This window comes from Sporosarcina sp. Y1004 (genome assembly GCF_057669665.1).
In genome coordinates this window covers 13,536-39,479 of sequence record NZ_JBYHFQ010000023.1, presented here as the reverse complement: position 1 = coordinate 39,479, position 25,944 = coordinate 13,536, and the positions used below count along the sequence as shown (strand labels likewise).

Annotated in this window: 21 protein-coding genes; 7 read left to right on the top strand and 14 right to left on the bottom strand. The window is 43.1% G+C overall.

From position 1 onward, the window contains the following. Nucleotides 1-37: 37 nt before the first annotated feature. From abc-f to AC25Y6_RS14600, 10 genes are all read right to left on the bottom strand, one after another. Nucleotides 38-1,912, bottom strand: coding sequence for a ribosomal protection-like ABC-F family protein (gene abc-f, locus AC25Y6_RS14645; RefSeq protein WP_488143545.1), 1,875 nt, complete (start codon nt 1,910-1,912; stop codon nt 38-40). 166 nt (nt 1,913-2,078) lie between these two features. Beyond that, nucleotides 2,079-2,198: an RAxF-45 family protein gene (locus tag AC25Y6_RS14640; RefSeq protein ID WP_488143560.1), complete on the bottom strand. Its 120-nt coding sequence runs from the start codon at nt 2,196-2,198 to the stop codon at nt 2,079-2,081. A 202-nt stretch (nt 2,199-2,400) separates the two neighbouring features. Next, a complete protein-coding gene (locus AC25Y6_RS14635) occupies nt 2,401-4,134 on the bottom strand; it encodes an ABC transporter ATP-binding protein (RefSeq protein ID WP_488143544.1) in 1,734 nt (577 codons plus the stop codon). 790 nt (nt 4,135-4,924) lie between these two features. Next, a complete protein-coding gene (locus AC25Y6_RS14630; protein WP_482105665.1) occupies nt 4,925-6,106 on the bottom strand; it encodes an aminotransferase class I/II-fold pyridoxal phosphate-dependent enzyme in 1,182 nt (393 codons plus the stop codon). Nucleotides 6,107-6,381: 275 nt separating this feature from the next. Next, nucleotides 6,382-7,635 (bottom strand): serpin family protein, encoded by a 1,254-nt coding sequence (locus AC25Y6_RS14625; protein WP_482105664.1) that lies wholly within the window; start codon nt 7,633-7,635, stop codon nt 6,382-6,384. Nucleotides 7,636-7,815: 180 nt separating this feature from the next. Continuing rightward, nucleotides 7,816-9,006, bottom strand: coding sequence for an acyl-CoA dehydrogenase family protein (locus AC25Y6_RS14620; protein WP_488143543.1), 1,191 nt, complete (start codon nt 9,004-9,006; stop codon nt 7,816-7,818). A gap of 274 nt (nt 9,007-9,280) precedes the next feature. Continuing rightward, nucleotides 9,281-10,447 (bottom strand): saccharopine dehydrogenase family protein, encoded by a 1,167-nt coding sequence (locus tag AC25Y6_RS14615; protein WP_488143542.1) that lies wholly within the window; start codon nt 10,445-10,447, stop codon nt 9,281-9,283. Nucleotides 10,448-10,471: 24 nt separating this feature from the next. Continuing rightward, the gene (locus AC25Y6_RS14610) at nt 10,472-11,950 is read right to left on the bottom strand and encodes an aldehyde dehydrogenase family protein (protein ID WP_488143541.1); all 1,479 of its coding nucleotides are present in this window, start codon (nt 11,948-11,950) and stop codon (nt 10,472-10,474) included. Between the two features lie 184 nt (nt 11,951-12,134). Next, nucleotides 12,135-13,235 carry an SEC-C metal-binding domain-containing protein gene (locus AC25Y6_RS14605; protein WP_488143540.1) on the bottom strand — a complete coding sequence of 367 codons (1,101 nt, stop codon included), beginning with the start codon at nt 13,233-13,235 and terminating at the stop codon, nt 12,135-12,137. A 114-nt stretch (nt 13,236-13,349) separates the two neighbouring features. Then, nucleotides 13,350-14,858, bottom strand: a complete 1,509-nt coding sequence (locus tag AC25Y6_RS14600; protein ID WP_488143539.1) for a DHA2 family efflux MFS transporter permease subunit — start codon at nt 14,856-14,858, stop codon at nt 13,350-13,352. Between the two features lie 278 nt (nt 14,859-15,136). On the opposite strand from AC25Y6_RS14600, the gene AC25Y6_RS14595 reads away from it, so the two are divergent. Further along, complete coding sequence (locus AC25Y6_RS14595) at nt 15,137-16,030, top strand: TetR/AcrR family transcriptional regulator (RefSeq protein WP_482105658.1); 894 nt, start codon at nt 15,137-15,139, stop codon at nt 16,028-16,030. A gap of 94 nt (nt 16,031-16,124) precedes the next feature. Then, on the top strand, nt 16,125-16,925 hold the full coding sequence (locus tag AC25Y6_RS14590; protein WP_488143538.1) for a TIGR00266 family protein: 801 nt from the start codon (nt 16,125-16,127) through the stop codon (nt 16,923-16,925). A gap of 244 nt (nt 16,926-17,169) precedes the next feature. Here the strand turns inward: AC25Y6_RS14590 and AC25Y6_RS14585 are convergent, their stop codons facing one another. After that, nucleotides 17,170-17,217: an SEC-C metal-binding domain-containing protein gene (locus tag AC25Y6_RS14585; protein WP_482101409.1), complete on the bottom strand. Its 48-nt coding sequence runs from the start codon at nt 17,215-17,217 to the stop codon at nt 17,170-17,172. A gap of 309 nt (nt 17,218-17,526) precedes the next feature. Between AC25Y6_RS14585 and AC25Y6_RS14580 the strand changes: the two genes are divergently transcribed. Beyond that, the gene (locus AC25Y6_RS14580; protein ID WP_482105656.1) at nt 17,527-18,885 is read left to right on the top strand and encodes a sodium-dependent transporter; all 1,359 of its coding nucleotides are present in this window, start codon (nt 17,527-17,529) and stop codon (nt 18,883-18,885) included. Nucleotides 18,886-19,226: 341 nt separating this feature from the next. Here the strand turns inward: AC25Y6_RS14580 and AC25Y6_RS14575 are convergent, their stop codons facing one another. The 3 genes from AC25Y6_RS14575 to AC25Y6_RS14565 all read right to left on the bottom strand — a co-directional run bounded on the left by AC25Y6_RS14575 (nt 19,227) and on the right by AC25Y6_RS14565 (nt 21,847). Beyond that, nucleotides 19,227-20,318 (bottom strand): alpha-hydroxy-acid oxidizing protein, encoded by a 1,092-nt coding sequence (locus tag AC25Y6_RS14575; RefSeq protein ID WP_488143537.1) that lies wholly within the window; start codon nt 20,316-20,318, stop codon nt 19,227-19,229. Nucleotides 20,319-20,400: 82 nt separating this feature from the next. Next, nucleotides 20,401-20,814 (bottom strand): VOC family protein, encoded by a 414-nt coding sequence (locus tag AC25Y6_RS14570; RefSeq protein WP_488143536.1) that lies wholly within the window; start codon nt 20,812-20,814, stop codon nt 20,401-20,403. A 70-nt stretch (nt 20,815-20,884) separates the two neighbouring features. Next, nucleotides 20,885-21,847 carry a 2-hydroxyacid dehydrogenase gene (locus tag AC25Y6_RS14565; RefSeq protein WP_488143535.1) on the bottom strand — a complete coding sequence of 321 codons (963 nt, stop codon included), beginning with the start codon at nt 21,845-21,847 and terminating at the stop codon, nt 20,885-20,887. A 131-nt stretch (nt 21,848-21,978) separates the two neighbouring features. On the opposite strand from AC25Y6_RS14565, the gene AC25Y6_RS14560 reads away from it, so the two are divergent. From AC25Y6_RS14560 to AC25Y6_RS14545, 4 genes are all read left to right on the top strand, one after another. Continuing rightward, the gene (locus AC25Y6_RS14560; protein ID WP_488143559.1) at nt 21,979-23,589 is read left to right on the top strand and encodes an ATP-binding protein; all 1,611 of its coding nucleotides are present in this window, start codon (nt 21,979-21,981) and stop codon (nt 23,587-23,589) included. Next, a complete protein-coding gene (locus AC25Y6_RS14555) occupies nt 23,573-24,265 on the top strand; it encodes a response regulator (protein ID WP_488143534.1) in 693 nt (230 codons plus the stop codon). The genes AC25Y6_RS14560 and AC25Y6_RS14555 overlap by 17 nt, the downstream gene beginning before the upstream one ends. Nucleotides 24,266-24,405: 140 nt before the next feature. Continuing rightward, a complete protein-coding gene (locus AC25Y6_RS14550; RefSeq protein ID WP_488143533.1) occupies nt 24,406-25,425 on the top strand; it encodes a Bug family tripartite tricarboxylate transporter substrate binding protein in 1,020 nt (339 codons plus the stop codon). Nucleotides 25,426-25,480: 55 nt separating this feature from the next. Further along, nucleotides 25,481-25,930, top strand: a complete 450-nt coding sequence (locus AC25Y6_RS14545; RefSeq protein WP_488143532.1) for a tripartite tricarboxylate transporter TctB family protein — start codon at nt 25,481-25,483, stop codon at nt 25,928-25,930. Nucleotides 25,931-25,944 lie beyond the last annotated feature (14 nt).

The window sequence follows — 25,944 nt, the reverse complement described above, 5'->3', positions numbered from 1 at the left end:
TTTCATATTATTTTTCCCACCTTCGATTGTTTTAATTTTACGAGTCTACTTCACTCGTCCATCTCTCATAACAAGACTCTAGCTCTTTTTGCAGTATTGCAATCTTCGTTAAGCTTAATTCATAGTTCACCCAATCTGTTTCGTCTGCCGCTTCTTTTTCCAGTGTTCCAATTGCAAGTTCAATCCTTATAATGGATTCTTCGACGTTTTCAAGATCTTCTTCTTTCACTTTTGCTAACTTCAGTTTTTCGACTACAGCAGGTTTAATCACTTCTTCTACCTTATTACTTTGAAACTCTTGCCACTTCTGGCGAGCCCAATTGTATGGCCCTTCAAATGTTGTAATAAGACCTTCTTCCAACCATGCCGTGCGGGAGAATAATTTATTTAGGAAATAACGGTCATGCGAAACCGCAACAATTGTACCCGCAAAATCTTCAAGTGCCTCTTCTAATACCTCGCGTGACTCAATATCCAAATGATTGGTCGGCTCGTCAAGCACTAGGAAATTAACATCCTGATACATCAGTTGCGCCAAACGAAGCCGCATCCGTTCTCCACCGCTTAAGTCTCCAATTCGCATGAATACATCTGGACCGTAAAACATGAATTTCGCTAATATATGTCGAGCTTCCCCTTCAGCTACGTTCACTTCCCCCCGAAAGACATCAATAAGACGTGCCTTCGGGTCTTTGATTTCAAAGTGTTGTGACAAGAATCCGATTTTCACGCTATTCCCTACTTTACTCAACCCAGCGTCAATTGGAAGTTCTCCCAAAAGAATTTTTAGTACGGTTGATTTCCCGCATCCATTCCGGCCGACAATCGCTGTTCGATCTTTCCAATATACATGGAAATCGGCACCCTTTAAAAGCTCCTGTTGACCAAATGATTTCATGACTCCTTCCATTACAACAACTTCCTTACCGCTTCTTGGCGCGGCTTCAAAAGACAAGGTCATCTTCTTCGGATCGATGAGTGGCTTCCTTACCTTTCCCATCCGTTCTAGCGCTCGTTCCATATTGCGCGCTTGCCGGTGCAATCCAGGATTCGGAGGATTGGCTTCATTTGCCCATTGGCGGAGCCGTTTAATGGATTCTTTCATTTTCCTGATTTTCTTTTGTTGCTCTTCGTAATCCTGGAACTCCCTCATAAGACGCTCTTCTTTTTCGTGGATGAAAGCGGAATAATTCCCGAAATATAGATTGAGCTCTCCTTCTTCAAGATCTGCAATCTTCATCACGACACTATCCAAAAAGTAACGATCATGCGAAATGATGACGACTGTTCCCGTATAATCCTTCAGATATTCTTCTAACCACTCGACAGCAAATAAATCCAAATGATTCGTCGGTTCATCCAATAGCAGCAAATCCGGCTTCGTCAACAAGAGCTTACCTAGCATAATCTTCGTCTGTTCACCGCCGCTTAATTGTCCGAAGGACCGTCCGACAAAAGATTTCAACTGTAATCCATTGATGACTTTGTCGATTTCCGAGTCCACCGCATAACCATCACGACGCGCGAATTCCTCCTGTAAATCCCCATATACCCGAAGCAACTTATCCATGTCCTCGTTTCCGACATTGGCTAGCTTTGTCTCTAACTCCGACATTTTCGCCTGCATTTCCTTCAGCTCTTTAAATGCACTATTGAGCACATCAAAGCCGGTCGTTTCTTTTTCAAATATAGGAATTTGCGCTAAATAGCCTATTTTCGTACCCTTTTTAAAATGAATTGCCCCACTATCTGGTTGTTCCATTTCCGATACCAGCTTAAATAACGTCGTTTTCCCGCTCCCATTTCTACCAACGATACCTAACTTATCCCCTGTTTTTATCTCCAAAGAAAGATTTTCAAAAATTGTATTCCCACCGAGCATTTTGCTTACTTGTTGAATTGTACATATCATCGTTATTCGCTTCCTTCCGTTTTATGTTCACAACTGGAAGCATTTCTAGAAAAGCACAGAGCGCCCTATAGACACCCGAAATCTAGACATCAAAAAAAGACCGCGTGTAAGCGATCTCCCCCTTAAAAAATAATCGTAAGGAATGAAATGCCAAACAGCTGTGTGATTACTGAAATTGTCTAAAAAAGGACAGACTTGTCCCGTTGACTGTAATTTCATGAGTAATCGCACATGAAGTGGCTAAATATTCCAGTAAACATTCACGTGCATACACAGTATCTAACATCATTCCTCACCTCCACTCACTAATAGTAAGAATAGTTTAACACAGTATCGCTTCAGAGTCATCTATCCTACCGTCCAACCTAAAAGGAACTTCTCTACTAGTGATCGTCTTAATGGGTTTAATGAATATATTTAAAGAATAAAAAGAGCCCGCATTCTGGTAAAAAGACACCTTCTGCGAGCTCTTAGTATGGGCTAAAGCGTTAAGCCAGTTGCTGTTCCGCAAATTCACGATACAACGCATGTGTTTCTATCAATTCTTTATGTGTTCCACTGCCCGTTACTTGCCCATTCTCGATGAAAATAATTTTATCTGCATCGACAATTGTGGATAATCTGTGGGCGATAACGAATGTTGTACGCCCTTCCATTAATCGCGACAGTGCATCTTGAACAACACTTTCCGATTGACTGTCAAGGCTTGCTGTTGCCTCGTCCATCATCAATATCTTCGGATCACGTAGAAATGCTCGTGCGATGGCAATCCGCTGTCTTTGACCTCCCGAAAGTTTCACACCTCGTTCGCCAACTTCAGTGTCCAATCCTTTCGGAAATGTTTTGACGAATTCGTCAGCATAAGCCATTTCAGCAACTTCCCAAAGCCTTTCATCCGGAATACTTTCACCATCTTCTAAACCGTAGCATAAGTTTTCGCGAATCGTTCCGGCCATCATGGCACTTTCCTGTGAAACGTAGCCAATCTGACTACGCCACGATGCCATCGACAACTCATTTATGGGCGTGCCGCCAATTCGGATTTCACCAGCTGTTGGTTCGTAAAAACGTTCAAGCAATCCGAACATCGTCGTTTTCCCCCCACCACTCGGCCCTGCGAATGCAATCATTTCACCAGGTCGCGCCTCAAAAGACACGTTCCCAATCACTGGCTCATCCGCTTCATAGGCAAAGGATACATCCACAACCTGAATTACTTTGTCAGTGATATCCATCACTAAGCCATCCTGACCTTCTTCCAATGGCAATTTCAAAATGTCGATAATACGCTCTGTTGCGCCTTTCGCCTTTTGCAATTGCGTGAAGAACATAGCAAATGATGTAATTGGAAAAATAATTTGGAATAGATACAGTAGGAATGCAATAAGTGTACCTGTCGACATTGTGCCGTTCGCAACACGCATGCCGCCATATCCGATAATCATGACGATGACGACCATGACAACTAGATACATAAAGGGAGCAATCAGAGCAAAAATACGAGCTTCTTTCAAGCCAAATCCGAGTAATTTTCCGATTCCAGCTTTTCCACTTGCCTCTTCATTCTTCTCGGCATTGGAAGCTTTCATCAAGCGAATTTCGCCGAGCGTCTGCTGAATTTGCCCCGTAAATAAAGCTGTTTCATCTTGTAATCCACGTGAAATTTTAGCCATTTTGCTGCCAAGCGGAATCATAATAACTACTGTTATAGGAACTGAAATCAACATTATAAGTGTCATTTTCCAATCCATAATGAGTAGAATTGTCACCGCGCCTATAATCGAAATAACACCCGTAATGAATTGTGGGAAATGCTGCGTAATCAATTCTTTCACGATTCCCGTATCATTAATGACACGGCTCACCGTTTCTCCGCTCGATTCCTTGTCAAAGTGACTGACAGGCAAACGAATCAACTTCGTCCACATTCGTTCACGCAATTTGGCAACCACTTTTTGCCCTACATAACTAAGTGAATAAATGGATACCCCATCAATTACCGCTTGAACAATGAACGCCACTCCGATAGCAATCATTAGCGGGATACTTAGCGAGGCAACCGAAAAGCCATCCACTAAGCTTTTCGTTAGCAAAGGGACAACCAACCCTGCAAGTGTCGTCAACACGCCTGCTGTCAAGCCGATAGTTAAAGCCAGCTTCGGGATTCCTGTTGATACAATTAGAGAGTAAAACGGCTTCAATCCGCCTTTTTTCTTGTCCATAGTTTTTAACTCCATTCCGTTGAATCTATTTTCAATAAATAGGATAGCTATATAATAAAGAGTTCAAATGAATCCGATACGGCGCTTCGATTTGGCTAATTAAAACGCAATTCTACACCCAGCACCCTAGTATAGCATTGGTTAACCCGTCACTAAAGTTTAAGCTTTTTCTACCAGCTTTTCTAGGTATTCATTATTGAAGGAGTTTCGGTTCAGAGTGTGGATTGTAGATCGCTTGGCGCTTTGGGGATGCCTCTCGCCATGAGCCTGGATTAGCGCTTCGCATCCAGTCTCAAGGCTTCGGCTACCCCTTTGCCGCGCCTACGCTGGTGTGTACATTATTGAAAGTGATTTTAAGATGTATAGACTGAGATTATAATGTGATTATTATTTGATATTAATTTCATTGAAAACGTACGTACTACAAGCTGTAGGCCATATCCCCGATAATGAAATACGCTTTTCTACATAGAGACTATCTAGCGAAGGCGCGTCTACGTGGTAGCCGAAGCGATAAGACTGAAAGCGGTTTTCTTTCTGGCTTATCGCGGGAGGCATCCACAAAGCGCCGAAGCGGTATTAGAATGATTTCCAACTCTATCCATATGTATTGGACTTATATTAATCGCCTTAGCAATCCCCGAAAAAGCAATACACTTTCTTACATTTACCATCTAGCGCAGGCGCGCCTACGTGATAGCCGAAGCGGTAATAGCAGGTTTTCTAATTCATTCCACATAAAAAGGTTAGCAAGGGCGGTTATCTCCGCCCCTCGCTAACCTTCTTCTACTTACATACCTAAACTCCGTAGTCGTTCAATCGCTTTCTCTATCACATCCACCTTCTGAACAAGCGCCAACCGGACGAAACCAGCGCCTTCTGTGCCGAAGATACTACCAGGAACCATGACGACACCACATTGTTCAATCACATGAAAAACAAAGGCCTTGTCATCCATGTCATACGGATACTTAGCCCAGACGAACATGCCGCCGCTTGACGGAGTGGCTGACCATCCAATCTCCTCCATCCCTTTCATTAAAACCTTATGACGCGCTGAAAATTCTTCCCGCAAACGATCCGTAATTTCTTCGGCATTATCGAGAGCAACGATTGCAGCTTCCTGAATCGGACCGAACGTACCGTAATCCAGATTCGATTTAAGCTGTTTCATAATACCCACCATCTCTGCGTTGCCGGCAATATAGGCTATTCTTGCACCCGCCAGGCTGAAGCTCTTGGATAATGAGTTAATTTCCATTCCAACCTCCATCGCACCCGGTGTCGATAAGAAGCTGACTGGGGAATCACCTGAGAAATAGTATTCGGAATAGGCAGCGTCATGAAGCACGATGACATTATATTTCTTTGCGAAAGCTACTACTTTCTCAAAGTATTCCAGGCTCGGCATCGCCGGAACAGGATTTCCCGGTAAATTCAGAATGAGCAATTTAGCATTTTGTGCAACTTCTTCAGGAATTGCGTCCAAGTCAGGCAAAAAACCATTTTCCGCTAACAATGGCATCTCATATGGAACTGCACCCGCAAGCTTAATGCCCGCTTCATAAGCTACATAAGCCGGATTCGTTGTCAGCACAAAATCTCCTTCATTACAGAAAGCAAAAGGCAGATGGACAAGTCCTTCTTGGGATCCCATCGTTTGGATGATTTCTGTTTCAGGGTTTAACGCAACACCTGAACGTCGTTGGTAATAGTTAGCGACCGCCTCGTTAAAGCGTTTTGTACCGCCTAAAGTGTAACCATATGTACTTGCTAACGCACTTTGTTCCGATAAGACTTTTCTGACCTTTTCATCAGGCGGGAGATCGGGGCTACCCAGGCTCAAATCAAAAACTTCAGTACCTGTAGCTTTTTTTGCATTAGCGGCCGCTCTTAAATCACCAAAAATTGCCGGTGAAAAGATAGACATTTTTAAAGCAGGCTCTACTTTAAATGAAGACTCGACTTTCATATGGCATTTCTCCTTATTATTAAGTTAGTTATTTCAAGAGTTAGTTTATCATAAACTTTGGCACTATTGTAAATAAGGCTAGAATAGATGAAAAGCTCTCATCATTCGTAGCCTAACATTATAAGATAAATAGAGTTACCTTTTTCTCAGGTAATAGTTTGAAACAAGAAATCCTATTGATGCCGAAGTGAGAAGTAAGGGGAATTCTTAGTCCTATCATAACGATGGACTTCTTCATTGCCCCCCTCCTAAGCCTAGCTCATACGTCCCTAGTCTTACGGGTTCAAAATACTACCCATAAATAGAATGGTATTCGTTTCATCATCATTAATTGTAAAGAAGAATGGTCGATTCACTTCCATAAAAAATGAGTCATCGACGGATGCTGATTCTGTAACCACTTCTACCGACGTCACCGCTGCTGCCTCGGTACCAACTTCATTTACTTCAATGAATGTTTTCTGCTTTACCTTGCTAATTTTCAACGGATGGCCCTCTTTGATCATTTTTGAAAAGTCGGCGGAATCTGAAAATGCACTTCCCATACCAAGTTTCTTCAATGCATCATTCAACTGCGTTTCGTATTCCAATTGAAACTTAGGCAGTAATACGTTACCTTGTCTTGCGTTAAATTCCTTACTCCAATTCACCCAGTTCTCATTGGTCAGAAGTTTCTTGAATTCCTCTAAACTAGAGTCTTCCTTCGGTAAAAACACTTTCATACTCATTTCCCCATCGCCATAAGGGAGCTCAACTGCTTGAAAATGTTCATTTTCCATATAGGCAAGTTTTTCATTCAGAGACATCAGTGGGACATCTTTTGTAGAGCCGTCTAGCAAACGGAACGCTTGATCATTAGTAAAGTCCTTATTAAATTCATGTGTCCAGTCGCCCTTAAAGTAAATCGCATTGATGAGTAGCGTCACTAAGTCAGGATCTAATGGGGCTTCAACAACCCCATCTATCTTTTGATTTGTCGACTTTTTAACCCAGTCATTAATCCTTTTTACGGAATCACTGTCGGCAATGTCGATTTCCTGAATTTCAGCATTGAAGTAATCATTATTGTTTTTCGCAAAATCGTCCTGAAAATGAAAGACTTCATTCAACCAAATTGAATTGGCTATGTTCAATTGAATTTGATCATTTTCTTTCATAAGCTTCGTCAGCCATGAAGCATTCGCCTGATTCAGCTCGTCCGCCTCCATACCGTCTATATGCAATGTCTTCGCAATTTCCTCTTTCGTCTTGCCGTCCGCACCGTTATAAACCATCGACAGCGCCATGAATAAACTTGCCGGTGAAATGAAGACATTGTTATTATCATCTTCTTCGGCTACACTCAATAACTCGAATCCCAATTCATTATTGGCAGTGGTAATTTTCTTGTAATCCCCCTTACCAAACTTGACGTCATTCGAAATTGGCGGCGTACTGTTGGTTGTTTTTGGATTTGATCCCGTACTGCAGCCCGCGACAAATACTAGTAAAATTATCATCAATAAAGATAGCATCCTTTTCTTAAACATATCCTTTACCACCCCTTTAGCAGAATTAGACCGTTTCACACTATGGATTGTTACATAATATTGCTTCTTTCTTATAGAAGAAGTTGAATCAGCGCATCTATCAGAATTATCCATTATCACAGAATAACGAATTTCCCACGAAAAAAACCTGATGCATGTAGCACATCAGGGGTTGCCTATTCACTCATACGGCCATTCCGGTAGCATTTTGCTCAATTTCTTGTCTTCCCTGTATCCAAGTACATATTCCGCCTGCATAATTGTATGAATTTCACGTGTCCCTTCGTAGATAACCGGCGCTTTTGAGTTCCGCAGGAACCTAGCGACTGGATAGTCATCCGAATAGCCATAAGCGCCGTGGATTTGTACTGCGTCGTCCGCCGCTTTATTGGCAAAATCGCATGCCTGCCATTTCGCTAGCGACGTCTCGCGTGTATTGCGTAAGCCTTTGTTTTTCATTTCTCCGGCCCGGTAGACGAGAAGACGGCTCATCTGATAACCCGCTTCCATATTGGCAATCATTTGTTGGACGAGCTGGTGTCTGCCGATTTCCTTACCAAATGTCTCCCTGGTATGACAATATTTCACGCTTTCTTCGAGACAGCCCATGATTAAACCGACTGCTCCTGCAGCGACTGTGAAGCGCCCATTATCAAGGGAAGCCATGGCAATCTTGAATCCGTCACCTTCTCCCCCTAACAAGTTCGCTGCCGGGATACGCATATCCTCAAAAAACAATTCGCCCGTATTGCCTGCACGAATACCGTACTTCCCTTTGATGGCTTTCGATGAAAAACCCGGCGTCGTTCGTTCGACGATAAACGCGCTGATGCCATGGTGCTTTTTCGTTTTATCCGTGTAGGCGAAAACGAGGAAATGATCCGCCACATCACACAGGGAAATCCATGTTTTTTGACCATTCAATACATAATCGTCCCCGTCACGAACGGCAGTTGTCGCCATTGCTGCGACGTCAGACCCTGCACCAGGTTCCGTTAAACCGAATGCACCGATTTTCTCACCCTTTGCTTGAGGTACAAGATACTTCTGCTTTTGCTCTTCATTTCCCCACTGCATAATGCTCATCGAGTTTAGACCGATATGGACTGATACCGCGGTACGAAAAGCCGTATCGCCTCGCTCCAATTCTTCACACAAAATAGCAAGTGAATTGTAATCCATCCCACTGCCGCCATATTGTTCAGGAATACAAACCCCCATGAAACCAAGATCTGCGAGCTTCTTCCAAATTGCCGGGTCGAATCCGCCATCCGCATCCCAATCTTGGATATACGGCATAATCTCTACATCCACGAATTGGCGTGCAGTTTTTCTCAGCATTTTCTGTTCATCCGTAAATCCGAAGTCCACTTCCCCATCCCCCTTTCCAGTCGCCTTCCACTTTTCTTGTTGTCTAGCTACATGCGCCAACTCCTCGGGTCATAAGTCGGTTCGGCTAGGAAGGATTGAACTGCATCCTTCCCGGGCAAAGAACGCCGCTCCGCCAACCCGTCTTATGCCTGTCGGATGCCTACAGGATGTAGGTCATGCAGTAGGGAAGGATTGAACTGCATCCTTCCTTATTGCCGCAGGACGCGGCGACCTTTGACTGCCTTCCCTTTCCAGGCGCCTTCCGCTTTTCTAATCAAATGTGTGCTTCGTTCGATTCGATACTTTCTACAATAACGACTCCGCGCTTTTTCATCTCTTTAATATATAATTCACCAGGTATGATGTTTTCTGGAGGATGGACACCTCGTTTAGTAATCGTGCCATTTCCTATCACTTGCGCAACGATGGAAACCGTATTCGCCGTTGCCCGTGCCATTGCAGTCTCGTTGACTGCTATATCTTTTTCAGTTATAAGATCGTATTGGTAGGTCACCGGCATGCCGCTTTTTTCACCACTGACGATAACACGTAGCAACACTGCATCGGATTTCTTACCCAGGAGAAGCCGCGGTGACAAATGCTCTCGCATAACGTCTCGTACCTTTACTTTATTGCCACCTACAGTCACTTCATTGTCCCTAGATAGTAATCCTAGGTCGACAAGCAGCTGGACCTTCTCAGCATGCCCTTTGTATCGGATTGTCTTGTATTCTAGCGTATCGACGTTCGGGAACGACTCCGTCAATGTCGACGTGCCACCTGACGTATGGAATGCTTCGAGTTCACCGTATTTATCAAAAATGATGGTTTCGATTTCGGATAATGATGGGACTTCCAACAGTTGGCCATTCCGAATAACATGGGAAGGATCCGTGTAGTGATCAAACACGCCTTCCAATGAAAATACGACATTATAATTAAGCGGCGGTTCCGGTTTTACCGGAATTCCTCCGACATATAATTTGATGGAATTGACTTTATCCAGTTTACTTGCCCCGTAACCGGTAAGAATATTAATCATTCCAGGTGCTACCCCTAAATCCGGAATGATCGTCACACCCTTCGCAATCGCCTTATCAGCGAGGCAGAGCACCGCATCTGTTGCGCCTCCGATGTGCCCGCCAAGATCGATGGAATGGACGCCGATGTCGACAGCAATCCGTGCCACCTTCTCATTGAACGTATAGAAAAGCGCGTTGATGACGACATCTCCTAGGGCCATGACATCGCTTAATTGCTCATCGTTTTTTGCATCAAGTAATAGGATATCAAGCTTGTCGGACATCAATTCTTCCGCAAAATCCTCTGCCTGTCTAACGTTCAAGTCAGCTAAATATACTCTTTCGACGTCGTCACTTTTTACGAGATCGCGTGCTGCTTCTTTCCCCATTAAACCTGCACCGAGTATAACAACCTTCATTTCCCCATCCCCTTACGCTAAGAATTATTCCGTGTCAATTTGAGCGCGCTGTAATTTCCCGCTGAAGTCTATATAAATACTTTTCCATTCCGTAAAGACATCCAGTGCCGCAACACCGGAATCGCGGTGACCGTTACCCGTCCCCTTTGTCCCACCGAACGGCAGATGGATTTCAGCGCCAGATGTCCCAGCGTTCACATAGACGATTCCCGTGTCCAAATCACGCTGTGCACGGAATACTTTATTGACATCACGCGAGAAAATAGAACTGGAAAGACCAAACTTTACGCTATTGTTAACTTCAATGGCTTCATCGAGACTTGAAACTTCAATCAGTGACACAACCGGACCAAAAATCTCTTCTTGTGCAATTCGGCTATCCCACTTCACATCTGTAAATAGCGTCGGCTCGTAATAATGACCTTCTGCAAGTACTCCTTCAGTCAATATATTTCCGCCGGCAAGAAGTTTCGCGCCTTCCTCCTGGCCAATACCTACGTAACCATGAATCTTATCAAGCGCTTTTGCATTGATGACCGGTCCAATTTTCACAGATTCATCCAATCCATCGCCAATGGTTAACACCTTCATCGCTTCCACCAATTTCTGCTCGAGTTCCTTCTTCACATCTTTATGCACGATGACGCGGCTGCATGCTGTACAGCGCTGGCCCGCCGTACCGAAAGCACTCCATAGAATCCCCTCAACTGCAAGATCAATATCAGCATCATCCATTACAATGACTGCATTTTTCCCGCCCATTTCAAGGGATACTTTTTTCAGATGACGTCCGCCCAATTCTGCAACATGACGACCTGTTTCCGTTGAACCAGTGAATGAAATTACACGGACATCGGGATGTTCAATCATCGCTGTTCCAACTTCTGAACCTGATCCAAAAACAATATTTGCAACGCCTGCAGGAAGTCCTGCTTCTTCAAAAATAAGCGCCATTTCGTAAGCCATCATCGGTGTTTCCGTAGCTGGCTTCCAAACGAATGTATTACCCGCAACAATTGCAGGGAACGATTTCCATGTCGCAATTGCAACAGGAAAGTTCCAAGGTGTAATAAGTCCAACAACTCCAATTGGTGCACGGACACTCATTGCGAACTTATCCTGAAGCTCAGAAGGCACCGTTTCTCCAAACATGCGGCGACCTTCACCTGCCATGTAAAACGCCATGTCAATACCTTCTTGAACTTCTCCGCGTGCCTCTTCGATTACTTTCCCCATTTCTCTCGTCAACACTTGTGACAAATGCTCTTTCTTCTCCTTCATAATCCGGCCAATTTCATATAAAAAGTCTGCGCGTCTAGGTGCGGGAACGAGCGCCCATTTTTTTTGAGCTTCTTTCGCCGATTTTACCGCAAGACTCACATCTTCCTTAGTCGATAATCTTACTTGCGCCAGTTCTGTACCATTTGCCGGATTTTTGACTGCGGTATAAGCCGCCCCTCCAGCTTCCTGCCAAGAACCTCCGATGTAATTGTTCAGTTGCATTGCAACATTCCCCTTTCCGTTACACGCGGTTAATGAAACCGCTTCCATTATATTTATAATTCGACGTTTACCATCATATTCCTTTTATTTTATCAAAAATTAAAACCCCGGACTCATTTCCCCGTCCAGGGTTAATCCACTTCCATCCTATTCATCCTAAGTGCTATTGATGCTAAGAACTAGATTATTCCATAACCTTTTCCTGGCTTCTCTCGTACATATCAAGAACAAATTCACGAATATTGTCCGCGTGTTTGGTCATAGAACTAGTCGACACACCAAACAGCTTAGCAATTTCTGCATTCGTCAAAGCTACCTCATCCATTATCCCTAAATCGACCGTAACGAAGTATACTGCTGCAGCGATTACTCCTGCTTTTCTGAAATTAGGCTTTTCCTTCAAGAAGTATGTAACTGCAATATTCTTCAGTAGATCACGTGCATCTTGAGAACTATTTCTCTGTTCAAGTACAGTATCCAGAATCTCAATGACCTCTTGCTGCACTGGAGTAAAGTCATGTTCTATCAGTTCGTTAATTGTACGGGAATCTCTAGCCAATAGAATTTCATAGATATCCGTCATATGCTCTTTATAGAACTCAAGGCTCTTTTCAAATCCGCTAGACTCCGCGAGTTCAACTAGCTGCTTTTCAATTGAACCATTCAGATCCTTAATGAACATTAAAGATGAGATCACATAAATATCATTTTCCGGATCGCGATTGTCAGGCAACACGACGCCAAAAATGAATGAATGGTCTTCCACTTGCATGCCTTGATTCTTTTCCAGTTTGAATGTGCTGTTACCTAGTACTTCTTCGACAACAATATACCCTTCCCGGTCCTCTTTCACTTTACCAAACAGGACAAAAGGATCTTTCCATAATTCCAAAACGGATCGAACCGACTCTCGCACCGGACTATTCATCACTTTAAGGAGATGACGCTTCCAGAGATCACGACGTGCAATAAATAGGAAGTATTCACTAACCGTCTCATCAATGTCATCCTTGGCCATCAGCTTACCGAGCTTACTATTCCACAGTCTTTTGTGGTTTTCAAACTCTGCCATATCTGCCGGACTTGTTGCCTGTTCATATGCACCAAAGACAATGCGCTCAAGTTCCTCATCAATAAGCACCTCTAGAGAAACTTCATTTTTCCCTGAACAACACTTTTTATGTTTTCTTCCGCTGCCACATGGGCACGGATCATTTCTTCCAATCATTCGTCTCACACCTTTTTCTAAATCTATAGGACCACAATCAACCAGCCCAGTAGCCATTTTAGGTTACTATCCTTCTCAAGAAAATCCCACTTATCTCTTAATTGTACCAGAAACACAAAAACTCCGCTTAGGTATAGGAATACCCACGCGGAGCACATATTAATCTACGGCTTATTTTTGGTCTTTCAATGCTTCTTTATAGGACATATCCTTCTTCGGCGGTGTAACCCTTTTTATGAAGAACGTTAGAAGCAATGCAATAAAGGCAACGACGGTTGACACCAAGAAGGCGTAATTGATCCCGTCAAGCATTGCTGTCGTTTCAAGTTGTTGTTGCATCAACGCAAGCCCTTCTGCAGTGGTCGGTGCATTTCCGGAAGCTGCAGCTTCTGCAGCCAAATCTGCACCCGTACTTTCCATCCTCTTCGTCATGATGGTCATAAGGATTGCCGTACCAATTGCACCTGAAACTTGTTGTAACGTATTATTCATAGCCGTACCGTGCGGATTCGAAATCATCGGCAACTGATTCAATCCGTTCGTCATGACCGGCATCATCACTAAAGACATGCCTAGCATGCGAATCGTATAGACTACCATAATGTAATAATAACCAGACTCTAAACCGAGTTTACTTAATAAGAATGTCGTAACAATCGTAATCGTGAGGCCGATGATAGCCATAGCACGCGCACCGTATTTATCAAATAACCTACCCGTAATCGGTGACATGATTCCCATTAAAACTGCACCCGGGAGCATCAGTATGCCCGCTTCAAAAGGACCGATACCGCGGACGTTCTGTACGTAAAGCGGTGTAAGAATCATTGCCGAAAACATGGCCACTGACACGACTATCGAAATAGCCGAAGAGAGTGCGAACATCGGATACTTATAAATCTTGAAGTCTAACATCGGTTCATCCATACGGAGTTGACGTACGACGAATGCAATAAGTGACAATGCCCCAATTATAATCGTTCCGTAAACAATTGGTGATGACCATCCTTTATCCCCTGCCGAACTAAATCCATAAAGCAGGCCTCCAAAACCGATACTCGACAAAACAAGGGAGAATACATCCAACTTAACATCGCGGTTTGGAGTAATATTACGCAACTTGAAGATCGCATAAACAAGCGTACCAATCGAAAAAGGCAATACGATTAAGAAAAGCGTACGCCATGTGTAATGTTCAACAACCCATCCTGATAAGGTTGGCCCGATTGCAGGCGCCGTAAACATGACTAGCCCAAACATACCCATTGCAGCTCCACGGCGTTCAACCGGGAATGCCGTTAGCATGATATTCATCAGTAAAGGCACCATCATTGCCGATCCAGATGCCTGAATCATGCGGGCAACTATCAACAAACCAAATGTCGGCGTAATAGCCGCTATCAATGTACCTATTGTAAATAGAGTCATTGCTGATAAAAATAATTTTCTATTCGTAAATTTTTGTACAAAGTAAGCACTAGCCGGAATCATGATACCGTTCACAAGCATATAACCTGTAGTTAGCCATTGTACTTCAGATGGACTAACACTAAACTCTGTCATTATCGTTGGCAAAGCAACATTTAACAGTGTATTATTCAGAAACGCTACGAATGTCCCAATAAACAAAATCGCTATCATCCCATAAGGCGGTTTTTCGTGCATTTTATTAATATCCATTCTTACTTCCTCCAATTTAATACGTAACGTATAAAATTTGTACCCTGAGTACATCATGTTAAACATATTATACCGATAGTCCAAAACTTGCAACACAAGAAAACGCTTTCACATAAAAGAACTTTATTCCGTTGATATATCAACCTTTTAGAGATAAAATATAAGTGTACCCACGGTATAAGACGAACTTTACTTTTCATGAAGAGTTCATCAACCTTGAATTTTTAGACACTTATCTGATGAGCCGAATAGCTTCGAAAACCAACTATAGGATAAAGGTGATTATTATCAACGACCGTAAACGTCAGGTTATATTGACAGCGCAGCGACTTTTTATAGATAAAGGATTTTCCACCACGTCTGTTCAAGATATTTTAGATGAGTCCTGTATTTCAAAAGGGACATTCTACAATTACTTTTCATCCAAGAATGAATGCCTTATCGCGATACTAGGACATGCACGCGACGAAGCAACTGTAAGAAGGCGTGAATTACTTATTGGACATGATTTATCAGATAAGAACGTTCTGGTTGAGCAGATTTTAATTCGCATGCACGTGAATCGTGAACAGAATTTGTTACCAATTTACGAGGCGGTTTTCCATTCAGGCGATAGCGACCTGAGAACTCACATCAAAAACATGCTTTTAGCTGAACTTTCTTGGTTAACAAGAAGACTAGTGGATGTGTATGGCAAGGATGCTGCACCTTACGCAGCCGATTGCGCGGTCATCCTGTTCGGAATGATGCAGCAGACACTACATGTATGGTCTGCCGTTTCCAAAGAGGAGATTGACACGTCAAAACTTGTGAATTTCTTAATACGAAGAATCGATTCCATCATCCTCGGCATGATTAGCACAAAAGATGTATTTTTCACCGAAAATGTATTTTTCAAGCTGAGCGGTGATGTAGAAGAACAAACGGAAACAAAGGAGCAATTGCTCGAACGCCTTACAGGTTTTTCGGAATTACTCGAAGATGATACGCTCCCCGCCGGCAAACAATATGTCGAGTTTCTATTGGATGAACTACGCTCCGAATGCCCGCGGGTATTCGTATTAGAATCCGTCATTCGCTCATTCCGCGAGGCTTTCAAAGGGTCTTCTCACGAACCGGAAGCCCATGAACTAGCCTATACAGTTTGGCGTTACACAGACACGCTCAATTAATTAGACATTTCTCCTAACTATTTTGAAACTTTATTCGCTCTATTCCGTATGGTTGAGTAGTAGATAACTTATTTTAAAGGAGGAATAAGAAGCGATGAACAACCACGAAATCGATTACAAAATACATGGCGACGATATGCAATTTGTAGAGGTTGAGCTTGACCCCAAGGAAACGGTAGTCGCAGAAGCTGGCGCTCTTATGATGATGGAAGACGGAATCGATATGGAAACCATTTTCGGTGATGGTTCAGGTTCTTCAGGCGGAGGGATTATGGGGAAACTGATGGGGGCCGGAAAGCGGATGTTGACTGGCGAGAGTCTTTTTATGACGACATTTACAAATAACGGTTCAGGAAAGAAACATGTTTCCTTTGCCTCTCCCTATCCCGGAAAAATCATTCCGATGGACCTAAGTCAGCATAACGGCAAAATCATCTGTCAAAAAGATGCGTTTCTGGCTGCTGCTAAAGGGGTATCTGTTGGCATTGAATTTCAGCGTAAACTTGGTACTGGCTTCTTCGGTGGTGAAGGGTTTATCATGCAAAAACTTGAAGGAGATGGCATGACATTCATTCATGCTGGAGGAACGATTATCGAGAAAAGACTTACCCCAGGTGAAGTATTACGTGTGGACACTGGGTGTCTTGTGGCAATGACACATGACGTCGGGTATAACATCGAAATGGTGAAAGGTATAAAAACGGCACTTTTCGGCGGCGAAGGTCTATTTTTCGCAACTTTGCGTGGTCCGGGAACGGTTTGGGTTCAATCGCTTCCATTCTCAAGGCTGGCAAGCCGTGTTTTTGCAGCTGCACCGCAAATACCTGGTGGAAAATCAGTCGGTGAAGGCAGTATAACCGGCGGCTTGTTCGATTTGCTCGGCGGAAAAAAATAGTTTCTTTAAAAGTTTTCAATCTAACCTTCTCCATCGCAATAAGCTGACACTCAAAAAGGGTTGTCTCAAAAGTCTATTTTTGACTGATGAGGCAACCCTTTATTCTTATTCAATCACAGAACTATGTTTACTAAACGCCATCATCTTTCAGGTAATGATTAAAATAACCGACGAGCACGCGGTCAAGCTCTTCGTTGACAATCGTATCAACAAGATCTGTCACTTTCGATCCACAACACTTCTTTTATTCCTTGCCACTACCACAAGAACATAGGTCGTTTCGTCCGATCATTTAATTCTCCCCCTAGTAGATGCATTCTGACTATTTCTTTCTTTAATCATATTAGACAGAAGTCTGTCTGTCGGACTGATATGATTAAAGATGGAATTTATTTCAACCTAACTGTTTAGTCGAATTTGTAGCGTCTGACAGATATAATGAAGGCAAGTAGTTTTCAAAAAGGTAGGAAAGGGCGATGCTTTTAAAATGAAGTGATTTCAGCCTTTATAAGCATTTCTTGAATAATCTTATGCAACTTTAATCGAAACATGATAATGTAAGACCTTCATGATAAAGTAAAGAATTGAAAGGATTGACCATATGCCTCAACAAGAACATTGGAAATCAAAAATAGGATTTATATTAGCAGCTGCCGGTTCCGCTATCGGCTTAGGTGCCATTTGGAAATTCCCTTATGTAGCCGGAACAGGCGGAGGCGGTGCATTTCTTCTAATCTTTTTGTTATTCATACTTTTATTAGGCTTCCCTCTGTTAGTCGGGGAATTTATTCTCGGGCGTAAAAGCCAAAGCGATGCCATTACGACCTATAAAAAGTTTGCCCCCCAATCAGGTTGGCATATAACTGGAATTATCGGTGTTGTAACCTGTTTTTTAGTGTTGTCATTTTACAGTGTTATTGGAGGATGGATTATCCTCTACTTATTTAAAGCGCTAACCGGTGAACTTGCAGGACTTTCGCCAGATCAATTTGGACCATTGTTCGACGATATTATTTCGGAGCCTATCTCTACATTGACAGGTCAACTGATATTCATAGTGTTGACAATTGTTGTCGTAGCCAAAGGTGTTCAAAAAGGCATAGAGAAGACAAGTAAATTCATGATGCCCACACTTCTTATTTTATTTGTCATCATCGTTATCCGATCTCTCAGCTTAGACGGTGCTATGGAAGGTGTTAGGTTCCTTCTAGTTCCCGATTTCTCAAAACTGACCTCAGAATCGATTTTATTCGCTTTGGGACAGGCCTTCTTCACGCTCTCTTTAGGTGTATCGGTCATGGTTACATATGCTTCTTACCTTCCTAAAACACAAAATCTGCCGAGCTCTGCGATTTCAATCATCTCAATGAATATCGCCGTTGTTCTGTTAGCAGGCCTTGCTATTTTTCCGGGCGTATTTTCATTCGGAATGCAACCAGATGCTGGACCGACATTGATCTTTTCAGTCTTACCAGCAGTGTTCAATCAAATGCCCTTTGGTATGTTATTTTTCATTGCGTTCTTGATTTTGTTCCTATTCGCAGCTTTAACTTCAGCTTTTTCAATGATAGAAATTATCGTTGCGACGTTAACAAAAAACAATCCTTCTAAACGTAAGAAATTCACTTGGATTATTGGGATAGCTATTTTCATCGTTGGTATTCCATCTTCATTATCGTACGGAGTAATGAGCGATGTGAAATTTTTCGATAAAACGGTATTTGACTTAGTTGACTTTACAGCGAGCAACATATTGATGCCCCTTGGTGCATTACTGATTTCTATCTTCATTCCATTAAAGATATCTAAAACGGAATTATTTGACGAAATGAAGCAAGGTTCGAAAGTTGGGAAGATCTTTTTCAACATTTGGTTCTACCTTTTAAAATATCTTACTCCCGTCGCAATCATTATTGTTTTCCTAGATGCACTGGGCGTCTTTAAATTGTTTGCAAACTAGTGAGAGTGATTGGTTGGGTGACGTACTAAACTAGAAGCCGATAAATCAAATACGCCTCGGCGTAATTGCGTCCAGATTTTGAATCGAGCTTGCTCGATTGACTCCTTTCAAAATCTGTGACATCCGCCGGAGGCTTTATCGGGGAGGAATTGAACTTCATTCCTCCTCGTTCAGCGGGTGCTTGGACACCCACTGAACAGGAAAACAAAACCGCAATCTTCTCCCACCTTTGGAGGTGAGAGTCTTCTGTAGCTGACGCTTCGCTTTCAGTACAAAAACATTTGCTGAATAAAGATAAAAACGGAAGGTCCCCAACCAAGGACTTTCCGTTTTTTCACATTTTATCGTCTAACCAGAATTGACTCATCCAATTCACCAATGGATTTCGCCCCTGTGAGTGCCAGCGACACGTCAAGTTCATGTAGAAGTTGGGCGATAACACGCTCAACCCCTTCTGCCCCTTCAACTACCAACCCATAAATATACGGTCGGCCAAGCAAGACAGCATCCGCACCAAGTGCCAAGGCTATCAATACATCCGTCCCGCGCCGGACTCCACTGTCCAACAATATAGGAATACGCCCTTTTACCACGTCACTGATATCTTTGAGGGCGTCCAATGAGGCGATGCAATGATCTAGCTGGCGACCTCCATGGTTGGATACGATAATCCCGTCAACCCCATAATCCATTGCAAGCTGCGCATCCGCGGGATGTAAAATACCTTTCAGCAAAATAGGCAGCGTAGTAAAACTCCGGATTTTTCGTAAGTCTTCCCAGTTCAAACTCGGGCGGTCGATAATTTCAATTTGTTTTACATATGCCGCTTCCTTGTCTTCATCCGGGGACTTGTCCAGCAGTTTGCAAAACGCCGGGTCCGTTATGTAATTTCCACTTCCATTCCCTTCACTGAGCGGGGAGTAGGCATTTATATGATCTGTCTCTCGGACGCCAAGCATCGGGGTGTCCACTGTTATGACAATTGCCGAGTAACCATTTGCTTCTGCACGTTTGACAAGACTTTCCGTCACGCTTTCTTCAAGCGAACAATAGAGCTGAAACCAGCGTGGTCCATCTCCCATTTCCTTCGCAATTTCATCCATCGAATATGAAGACGCACTGCTCACAATATAAGGTATGCCCATACCAGCGGCCGCCCTTGCTGAAGCAAGTTCACCTTCCGGGTGGGCAATTTTCTGCACACCAATCGGCGCAAGTAGTAAAGGGGATTGCATCTTCTGCCCAAATAGTGAAATTGAAAAATCGCGTTCCGATACATCTCGCAACACACGGGGACGGATTTGCCACTTATTAAAGGCTTCTCTATTTGCCTTCATTGTCGCTTCTTCCCCTGCGCCTCTAGCAATATAGTCGAAAGCCACATTCCTTAACTTCTCCCTGGCCTTTACTTCCAAACCACTTTCGTCCTTCAAATCCTATTCCACTCCTTCCATTTTGACAATAAAAAACAGAAGGGGCTGATTTCAGATACCTTCCGTTTGACTACTTTAAAAGTCAGCTGTCTTTCTCAAAGTTCAAATCCCACGTAAAACCAAATTTATCCTTCACTTTTCCGTACTTCGCGCCCCAGAACATATCTTGCAGTTCCATGAGCACTTGTCCTTCTTCACGGAGACCGTTATATAGACGATTCACCTCTTCCTCACTTTCACAGTCGATGAGCAATGTTACGTCTTGTTTGCTGCGTTCAATCGGCGTGTCCGCAGAATCGGCAAGCATGATTTGAAAATCACCTTGTTTCAAATGGCAATGAAGGAGGTAATCCGCCGCTTCTGGTGGATGCGGGAAATTAGCGTCTGAATATTTCTGTATTTTGACTTGCTCAAGCCCCAATACGTTTGTATATAATTCAGCCGCTTCTTTTCCTTCTCCATAGAACGTTAAATAAGGTATAGCTGCACCTTTCATATTGCTTTTTCCCTCCTTTAATTGAAATATACTTTAAATTAATTCGACACAGTTGTAACCGAATCCTTCATCAAACAATTCGATTTTCCGGGTCTCGCCCTTCAAGTACAGCAGTAATCGCCTGTGCGTTCAAGTTCATCATTGCAAGACGTGTCTTAATGCTGGCGCTACCGATGTGCGGAAGGACCGTAACATTCGGAAGTGTCAGAAGCGGATTATCGAGCGGGACGGGTTCGGTTTTGAATACGTCAAGCCCTGCCGCCCAGATTGTGCCCTCTTGCAGCGCATCGAATAGAGCTATCTCATCGACAATTCCACCTCGTGAGACATTTATGAGAACTGCTGTATTTTTCATAAGCTTTAGCTCTCTCGCATTGATTAGACCCACCGTTTCAGGAGTAAGAGGCGTAAGGATGACAACGAAGTCTGCTTCTGCCAACAGTTCATCCAGCTCCATGAATTCGAAACCGTGCTCCGCTTCCGCTTCAAGTTTCCGATTGCGATTATTGTATAGGACACGCATATCGAATCCCTTCGCCCGTCGCGCAACAGCTTCACCAATCCGCCCCATGCCAATAATGCCAAGCGTCGCTCCGCCGACATCCATGCCTGTATAGCCCATTGGAGACCAAGACGTCCAATTGCCTTTACGAACAGCACTTTCCGCTTCCATCATACGCCGCGCTGTCGCAAGAAGGAGTCCGAATGTAAGATCCGCCGTCGTTTCCGTTAACACTCCTGGCGTATTCGTAACGATAATACCTTTTTCTTTCGCTGCCTCAATATCAATATTGTTGTAACCGACCGCCATATTTGAAACGATTTTCAAGTTCGGAGCCGCTGCAAATACTTCCTGATTAATGGAATCCGCTGTAACACTCCAAAGTGCAACGGCTTCCGCTACTTCTTTCAATAATATTTCACGCGGAACCTTCTCACTTTCCGATTCCCACATTCTCACATCGAAATTCTCCTGGAGCGGTGCTACCACTCGGTCATCCAGCTTTCTTGTAATAAAGATTCTTGGTTTCATTCGGATCCCCCTATTCCCATAATTGACAATAGTGTAGCATATAAAGAGTGGCATTTGATCAGCAACTAGCTTCAAACAGATTGCTAGCTGCACTTAGAAATGTATTACTTCAAGATTCGGAGTTGAATATCATGTTACCTACTTCCTTACAGTCACGTATTTTTTCATATGGCGCATTGTTTGTTTCCGTAATTGCAATTATTATCGGCGTTTCCTTCTTCTTCACGATGTCGCAAGGTATTGAGCAACAGATTGGAGACCGGGCCTTGAGTATAGCCAGGACAACAGCGGATCGACCCGATGTTCGAGCGGCATTTGAACAGGCTAATCCAACGGACGCATTGCAACCCATTGCAGAAGCGGTGCGACTCAAAACGGAAGCTGAATATGTCGTAATTGGAAACAGCGAAGGCATCCGGTACGCTCATCCTGTTGCTGAAAGAATTGGACAAAAAATGGTCGGTGATGATAATGAACGCGCACTCCTTTTAGGTGAATCCTATATTTCTGAGGCGACCGGAACTCTTGGGGATGCTCTGCGCGGGAAAAGCCCAGTATTTAACGAGGATGGTGTGATCACTGGGATTGTCTCCGTCGGTTTCTTAAGAGAGGATATTTCTTCGATCTTTTTTCAGTATGTAGATAACATATTCTACATCGTACTAATCGCAATTATCCTTGGTATCCTTGGTTCAAGCGTTCTGGCCCGCAATATAAAAAAAGAACTCTTCAATTTAGAACCCGCGGAAATAGCAAATTTGTTCACTGAACGGAATGCACTTATCGAGTCCGTGCGCGAAGGAATTATAATGGTAGACGCCAAAGGTATCATCACAACGGTGAATATGGCCGCTTATGATACGCTTTCCCTGCACAATCAGGCTGAACTTATCGGTCGAACAATTCAGGATGTTCTTCCAAACACTCTCCTTCCAAAGGTTCTTGAAACAGGAGAAAGGCATCTCGATCAACCGATGGAAATTTACGGAAAAAAGGTGATTGTAAACCGCAACCCGATTCTCATCGGTAAACAAATCGTCGGTGCTGTCTCAACTTTCCGATTACAATCGGACATCGACCAACTTACAATGGAATTATCACAAGTGAAACGCTATACAGAAGCACTTCGGGCACAAACGCATGAATACACAAATTTCCTGTATACCATTTCAGGACTTATTCAACTCAATTCATATGACGAGGCGCTAAGCCTGATTCACGATGAGACAGCCGAACACCAATCACTTATCCAGTTCGTAACAAAACGTTTACAAGACCCATTCCTCGGTGGAATCGTCATCGGTTTCTTCAATCGGGCAAAAGAATTGAAAGTTCGCTTCCTTCTTGACGAAGACAGTTTCTTAAAAAGTCTCCCAAAACACTTGGAAAAAAATCATTTCGTTTCGATCATTGGAAACTTGGTTACAAACGCCTTCGAAGCAACGGAATCTTGTCCTGAAGAGAAGCGGATGGTCCGCATCTTCATCTTGGATAACGGGGAAGAAATCTTAATTGAAGTGGAAGATTCAGGACTTGGGATAGCCGATGAAGTGTTGGATGTACTATTTCAGGAAAAGGTATCTACAAAAGATCGGGAAGACCGCGGATACGGATTGGTGAAAGTAGAAGAAAATGTGAAGAATCTCGGTGGTTCCGTTACGCTTGAAAAAGGTGATTTAGGCGGAGCATTGTTCATCATTTCTATCCCGAAAGGAGGATTTCCGTATGTCGAAACTGATTGAAGTCTTAATTATTGAAGACGATATACGAATTGCAGACATCCACAAACGGTTCATTGAGAAAATAGATGGCTTCACAATCGTAGGTTCCGCGCATACCGGCGACGAAGCGAAAGATTGGATTACAGCACTATTGCCAGATTTAGTATTACTGGACGTCTATTTGCCCGACACTCTTGGAACAGAGCTAATGGGATTCATCCATGAAAATAGCCCCGAAACGGATATCATTTTTATAACCGCATCGGCAGAAATCGAAATTGTGAAAAAGGCATTCCGCCATGGGGTGATAGACTACATTTTAAAACCTCTCACATTCGATCGTTTTAAAGAGAGCCTGCTTTCTTACAAAGAAAAGAGGAAAACACTTGCAGGTGAAGGGCTTATGCGAGAGGACTCCATCAAATCCCTTTGGAATAAAACAACATCCGTAGCATCGAATACAGAAATCATTCCGCCAAAAGGAATCGATCCCATAACGAAAGAAAAAGTAGTGAATCATATTAAAAGTATGGATGGCGGTATTACTGCAGAAACACTTGGCTCGGAAATCGGCGTGAGCCGTTCGACCGCTAGACGTTATTTGGAATACCTCGTTACGGAAAAAAGGGCATATACAGAACTTATATACGGTTCTGTCGGGCGCCCGGAAAGAAGATACTTTATCAAAAAACCGTGAACAGAATGAACAGTATGACGTTTAACTTCATTATCGAACTTATAAACGTTAACTTTTAGTTATATAAATATTCTGATAGATTGGTGATAGCGAATGAAAGCGCTATCACCAATTTTAATTTAAAGGGGGATTTTTAGAAGATGGGAAAAAAATTAATAACAGTTGCCTTGGCAAGTATATTGGCACTCAGCCTAGCTGCATGTTCTTCAGGAGATTCTGAAGGGAAAGTTGAAAGCGCTACATCTAAGTATCCGGAAAGTAATATAACAATTGTCGCTCCATCCGGTGCAGGCGGTGGATGGGACTTAACTGCCAGAGCAATTTCAAAAACGATGAGCGAAACCAAGCTAATCGATAAGTCCATAGTAGTTGAAAACAAACCAGGCGGCGGCGGTGTTGTTTATATGGCGGAATTCGCAACTAAAGAAGCGAAAAATGATCACGTTCTTCTTGTAAAATCTCCACCAATTTTGATCAATAACAATAAAGCTGAAGGTAACAGTCCTTACGGCTATAAAGATACAACGCCTTTGGCACAGCTGACACGTGACTATGGAGCAATCGTCGTCAAGGCAGACTCAGAGTTTAAAACGTTGAAAGATGTGTTGGAAGCTATCAAAAAAGATCCAAAATCGGTTACACTTGCCGGCGGATCCGCTCCTGGATCGATGGATCATCTTGTCGGTGTTTTACCAGCATTTGAATATGGACTTAATCCAAAAACAGTGAAATATGTATCATACGATGGCGGCGGAGAGGCTGTCGCAGCGTTACTAGGCGGAAATGCAGACGTTATCGCTACTGATGCCTCAACGATAGGCGCGTATATGAAATCCGGTGATGTCCGTGTCCTTGCTGTCAGTTCCTCAGAACGTCTTAGCGGTGAATTAACAGAAGTTCCTACTTTTAAAGAAGAAGGGATTGACGCCGAATTCACAATTTGGCGCGGCATTTTCGGTCCAAAAGAAATGTCTGCAACAGCTACTGATTATTGGTCTAAAAAATTAGCTGAGATGGTGGAAACAGATGAATGGAAAGCGGAACTCGAGAAGAATGGTTGGGAAAGTGAATACCGAAATGCTGATGACTTCACGACTTATTTGGAAGAACAGGACAAAGTTATAGTGGAATTGTTAACAGCACTAGGAATGCAAAAATAACATTATTCGGGCGGCTTCAGCAGCCGCCTTTTCTTTTAGGGAGGTGTCAAAGACTATGAGTAAAACATTCGATCGATACAGCAGCGTCGCCTTTTTACTGATTGGTCTTTTATTTGTAATCGAAAGCCAGAGAATTTCGGACAGTGCGTACGGTTCAACAGTTGGTCCTAAAATCTTTCCGATGTGGCTTGGCGTTATTCTAATTCTTTTAAGTTTGCGACTACTATATGAAACATTTAAATACAAAACAACAACAACATCTGGATCGAAGCTTCAATATAAGAAATTTATTATTATCATAGTCAGCGCAGTTTTATATGCATTTCTTTTGGAAAAGGTCGGGTACGTCATCTCAACGTTCTTATTTTTACTCATTACTTTCCAAACAATGGAACGCGGACGATTACTTCCTTCCTTCATCATTGCAGCGGCATTTTCATTCGGAATTTATTATTTGTTCTCGAAACTTCTTGGCGGATCATTGCCGGGATTCCCCGTATTTTAGTGTGAAAGGAGTCA

What these genes read in the sequence shown, in the direction of transcription:
- AC25Y6_RS14615 (WP_488143542.1), bottom strand. Translation starts at nt 10,447, where the DNA reads ATGAAGGTTGTTATACTCGGTGCAGGTTTAATGGGGAAAGAAGCAGCA.
- AC25Y6_RS14580 (WP_482105656.1), top strand. Translation starts at nt 17,527, where the DNA reads ATGCCTCAACAAGAACATTGGAAATCAAAAATAGGATTTATATTAGCA.
- AC25Y6_RS14570 (WP_488143536.1), bottom strand. Translation starts at nt 20,814, where the DNA reads ATGAAAGGTGCAGCTATACCTTATTTAACGTTCTATGGAGAAGGAAAA.
- AC25Y6_RS14625 (WP_482105664.1), bottom strand. Translation starts at nt 7,635, where the DNA reads ATGTTTAAGAAAAGGATGCTATCTTTATTGATGATAATTTTACTAGTA.
- AC25Y6_RS14560 (WP_488143559.1), top strand. Translation starts at nt 21,979, where the DNA reads ATGTTACCTACTTCCTTACAGTCACGTATTTTTTCATATGGCGCATTG.
- AC25Y6_RS14590 (WP_488143538.1), top strand. Translation starts at nt 16,125, where the DNA reads ATGAACAACCACGAAATCGATTACAAAATACATGGCGACGATATGCAA.
- AC25Y6_RS14545 (WP_488143532.1), top strand. Translation starts at nt 25,481, where the DNA reads ATGAGTAAAACATTCGATCGATACAGCAGCGTCGCCTTTTTACTGATT.
- AC25Y6_RS14610 (WP_488143541.1), bottom strand. Translation starts at nt 11,950, where the DNA reads ATGCAACTGAACAATTACATCGGAGGTTCTTGGCAGGAAGCTGGAGGG.
- AC25Y6_RS14630 (WP_482105665.1), bottom strand. Translation starts at nt 6,106, where the DNA reads ATGAAAGTCGAGTCTTCATTTAAAGTAGAGCCTGCTTTAAAAATGTCT.
- AC25Y6_RS14565 (WP_488143535.1), bottom strand. Translation starts at nt 21,847, where the DNA reads ATGAAACCAAGAATCTTTATTACAAGAAAGCTGGATGACCGAGTGGTA.
- AC25Y6_RS14605 (WP_488143540.1), bottom strand. Translation starts at nt 13,235, where the DNA reads ATGGCTACTGGGCTGGTTGATTGTGGTCCTATAGATTTAGAAAAAGGT.
- AC25Y6_RS14600 (WP_488143539.1), bottom strand. Translation starts at nt 14,858, where the DNA reads ATGGATATTAATAAAATGCACGAAAAACCGCCTTATGGGATGATAGCG.
- AC25Y6_RS14635 (WP_488143544.1), bottom strand. Translation starts at nt 4,134, where the DNA reads ATGGACAAGAAAAAAGGCGGATTGAAGCCGTTTTACTCTCTAATTGTA.
- AC25Y6_RS14550 (WP_488143533.1), top strand. Translation starts at nt 24,406, where the DNA reads ATGGGAAAAAAATTAATAACAGTTGCCTTGGCAAGTATATTGGCACTC.
- AC25Y6_RS14640 (WP_488143560.1), bottom strand. Translation starts at nt 2,198, where the DNA reads ATGTTAGATACTGTGTATGCACGTGAATGTTTACTGGAATATTTAGCC.
- AC25Y6_RS14555 (WP_488143534.1), top strand. Translation starts at nt 23,573, where the DNA reads ATGTCGAAACTGATTGAAGTCTTAATTATTGAAGACGATATACGAATT.
- abc-f (WP_488143545.1), bottom strand. Translation starts at nt 1,912, where the DNA reads ATGATATGTACAATTCAACAAGTAAGCAAAATGCTCGGTGGGAATACA.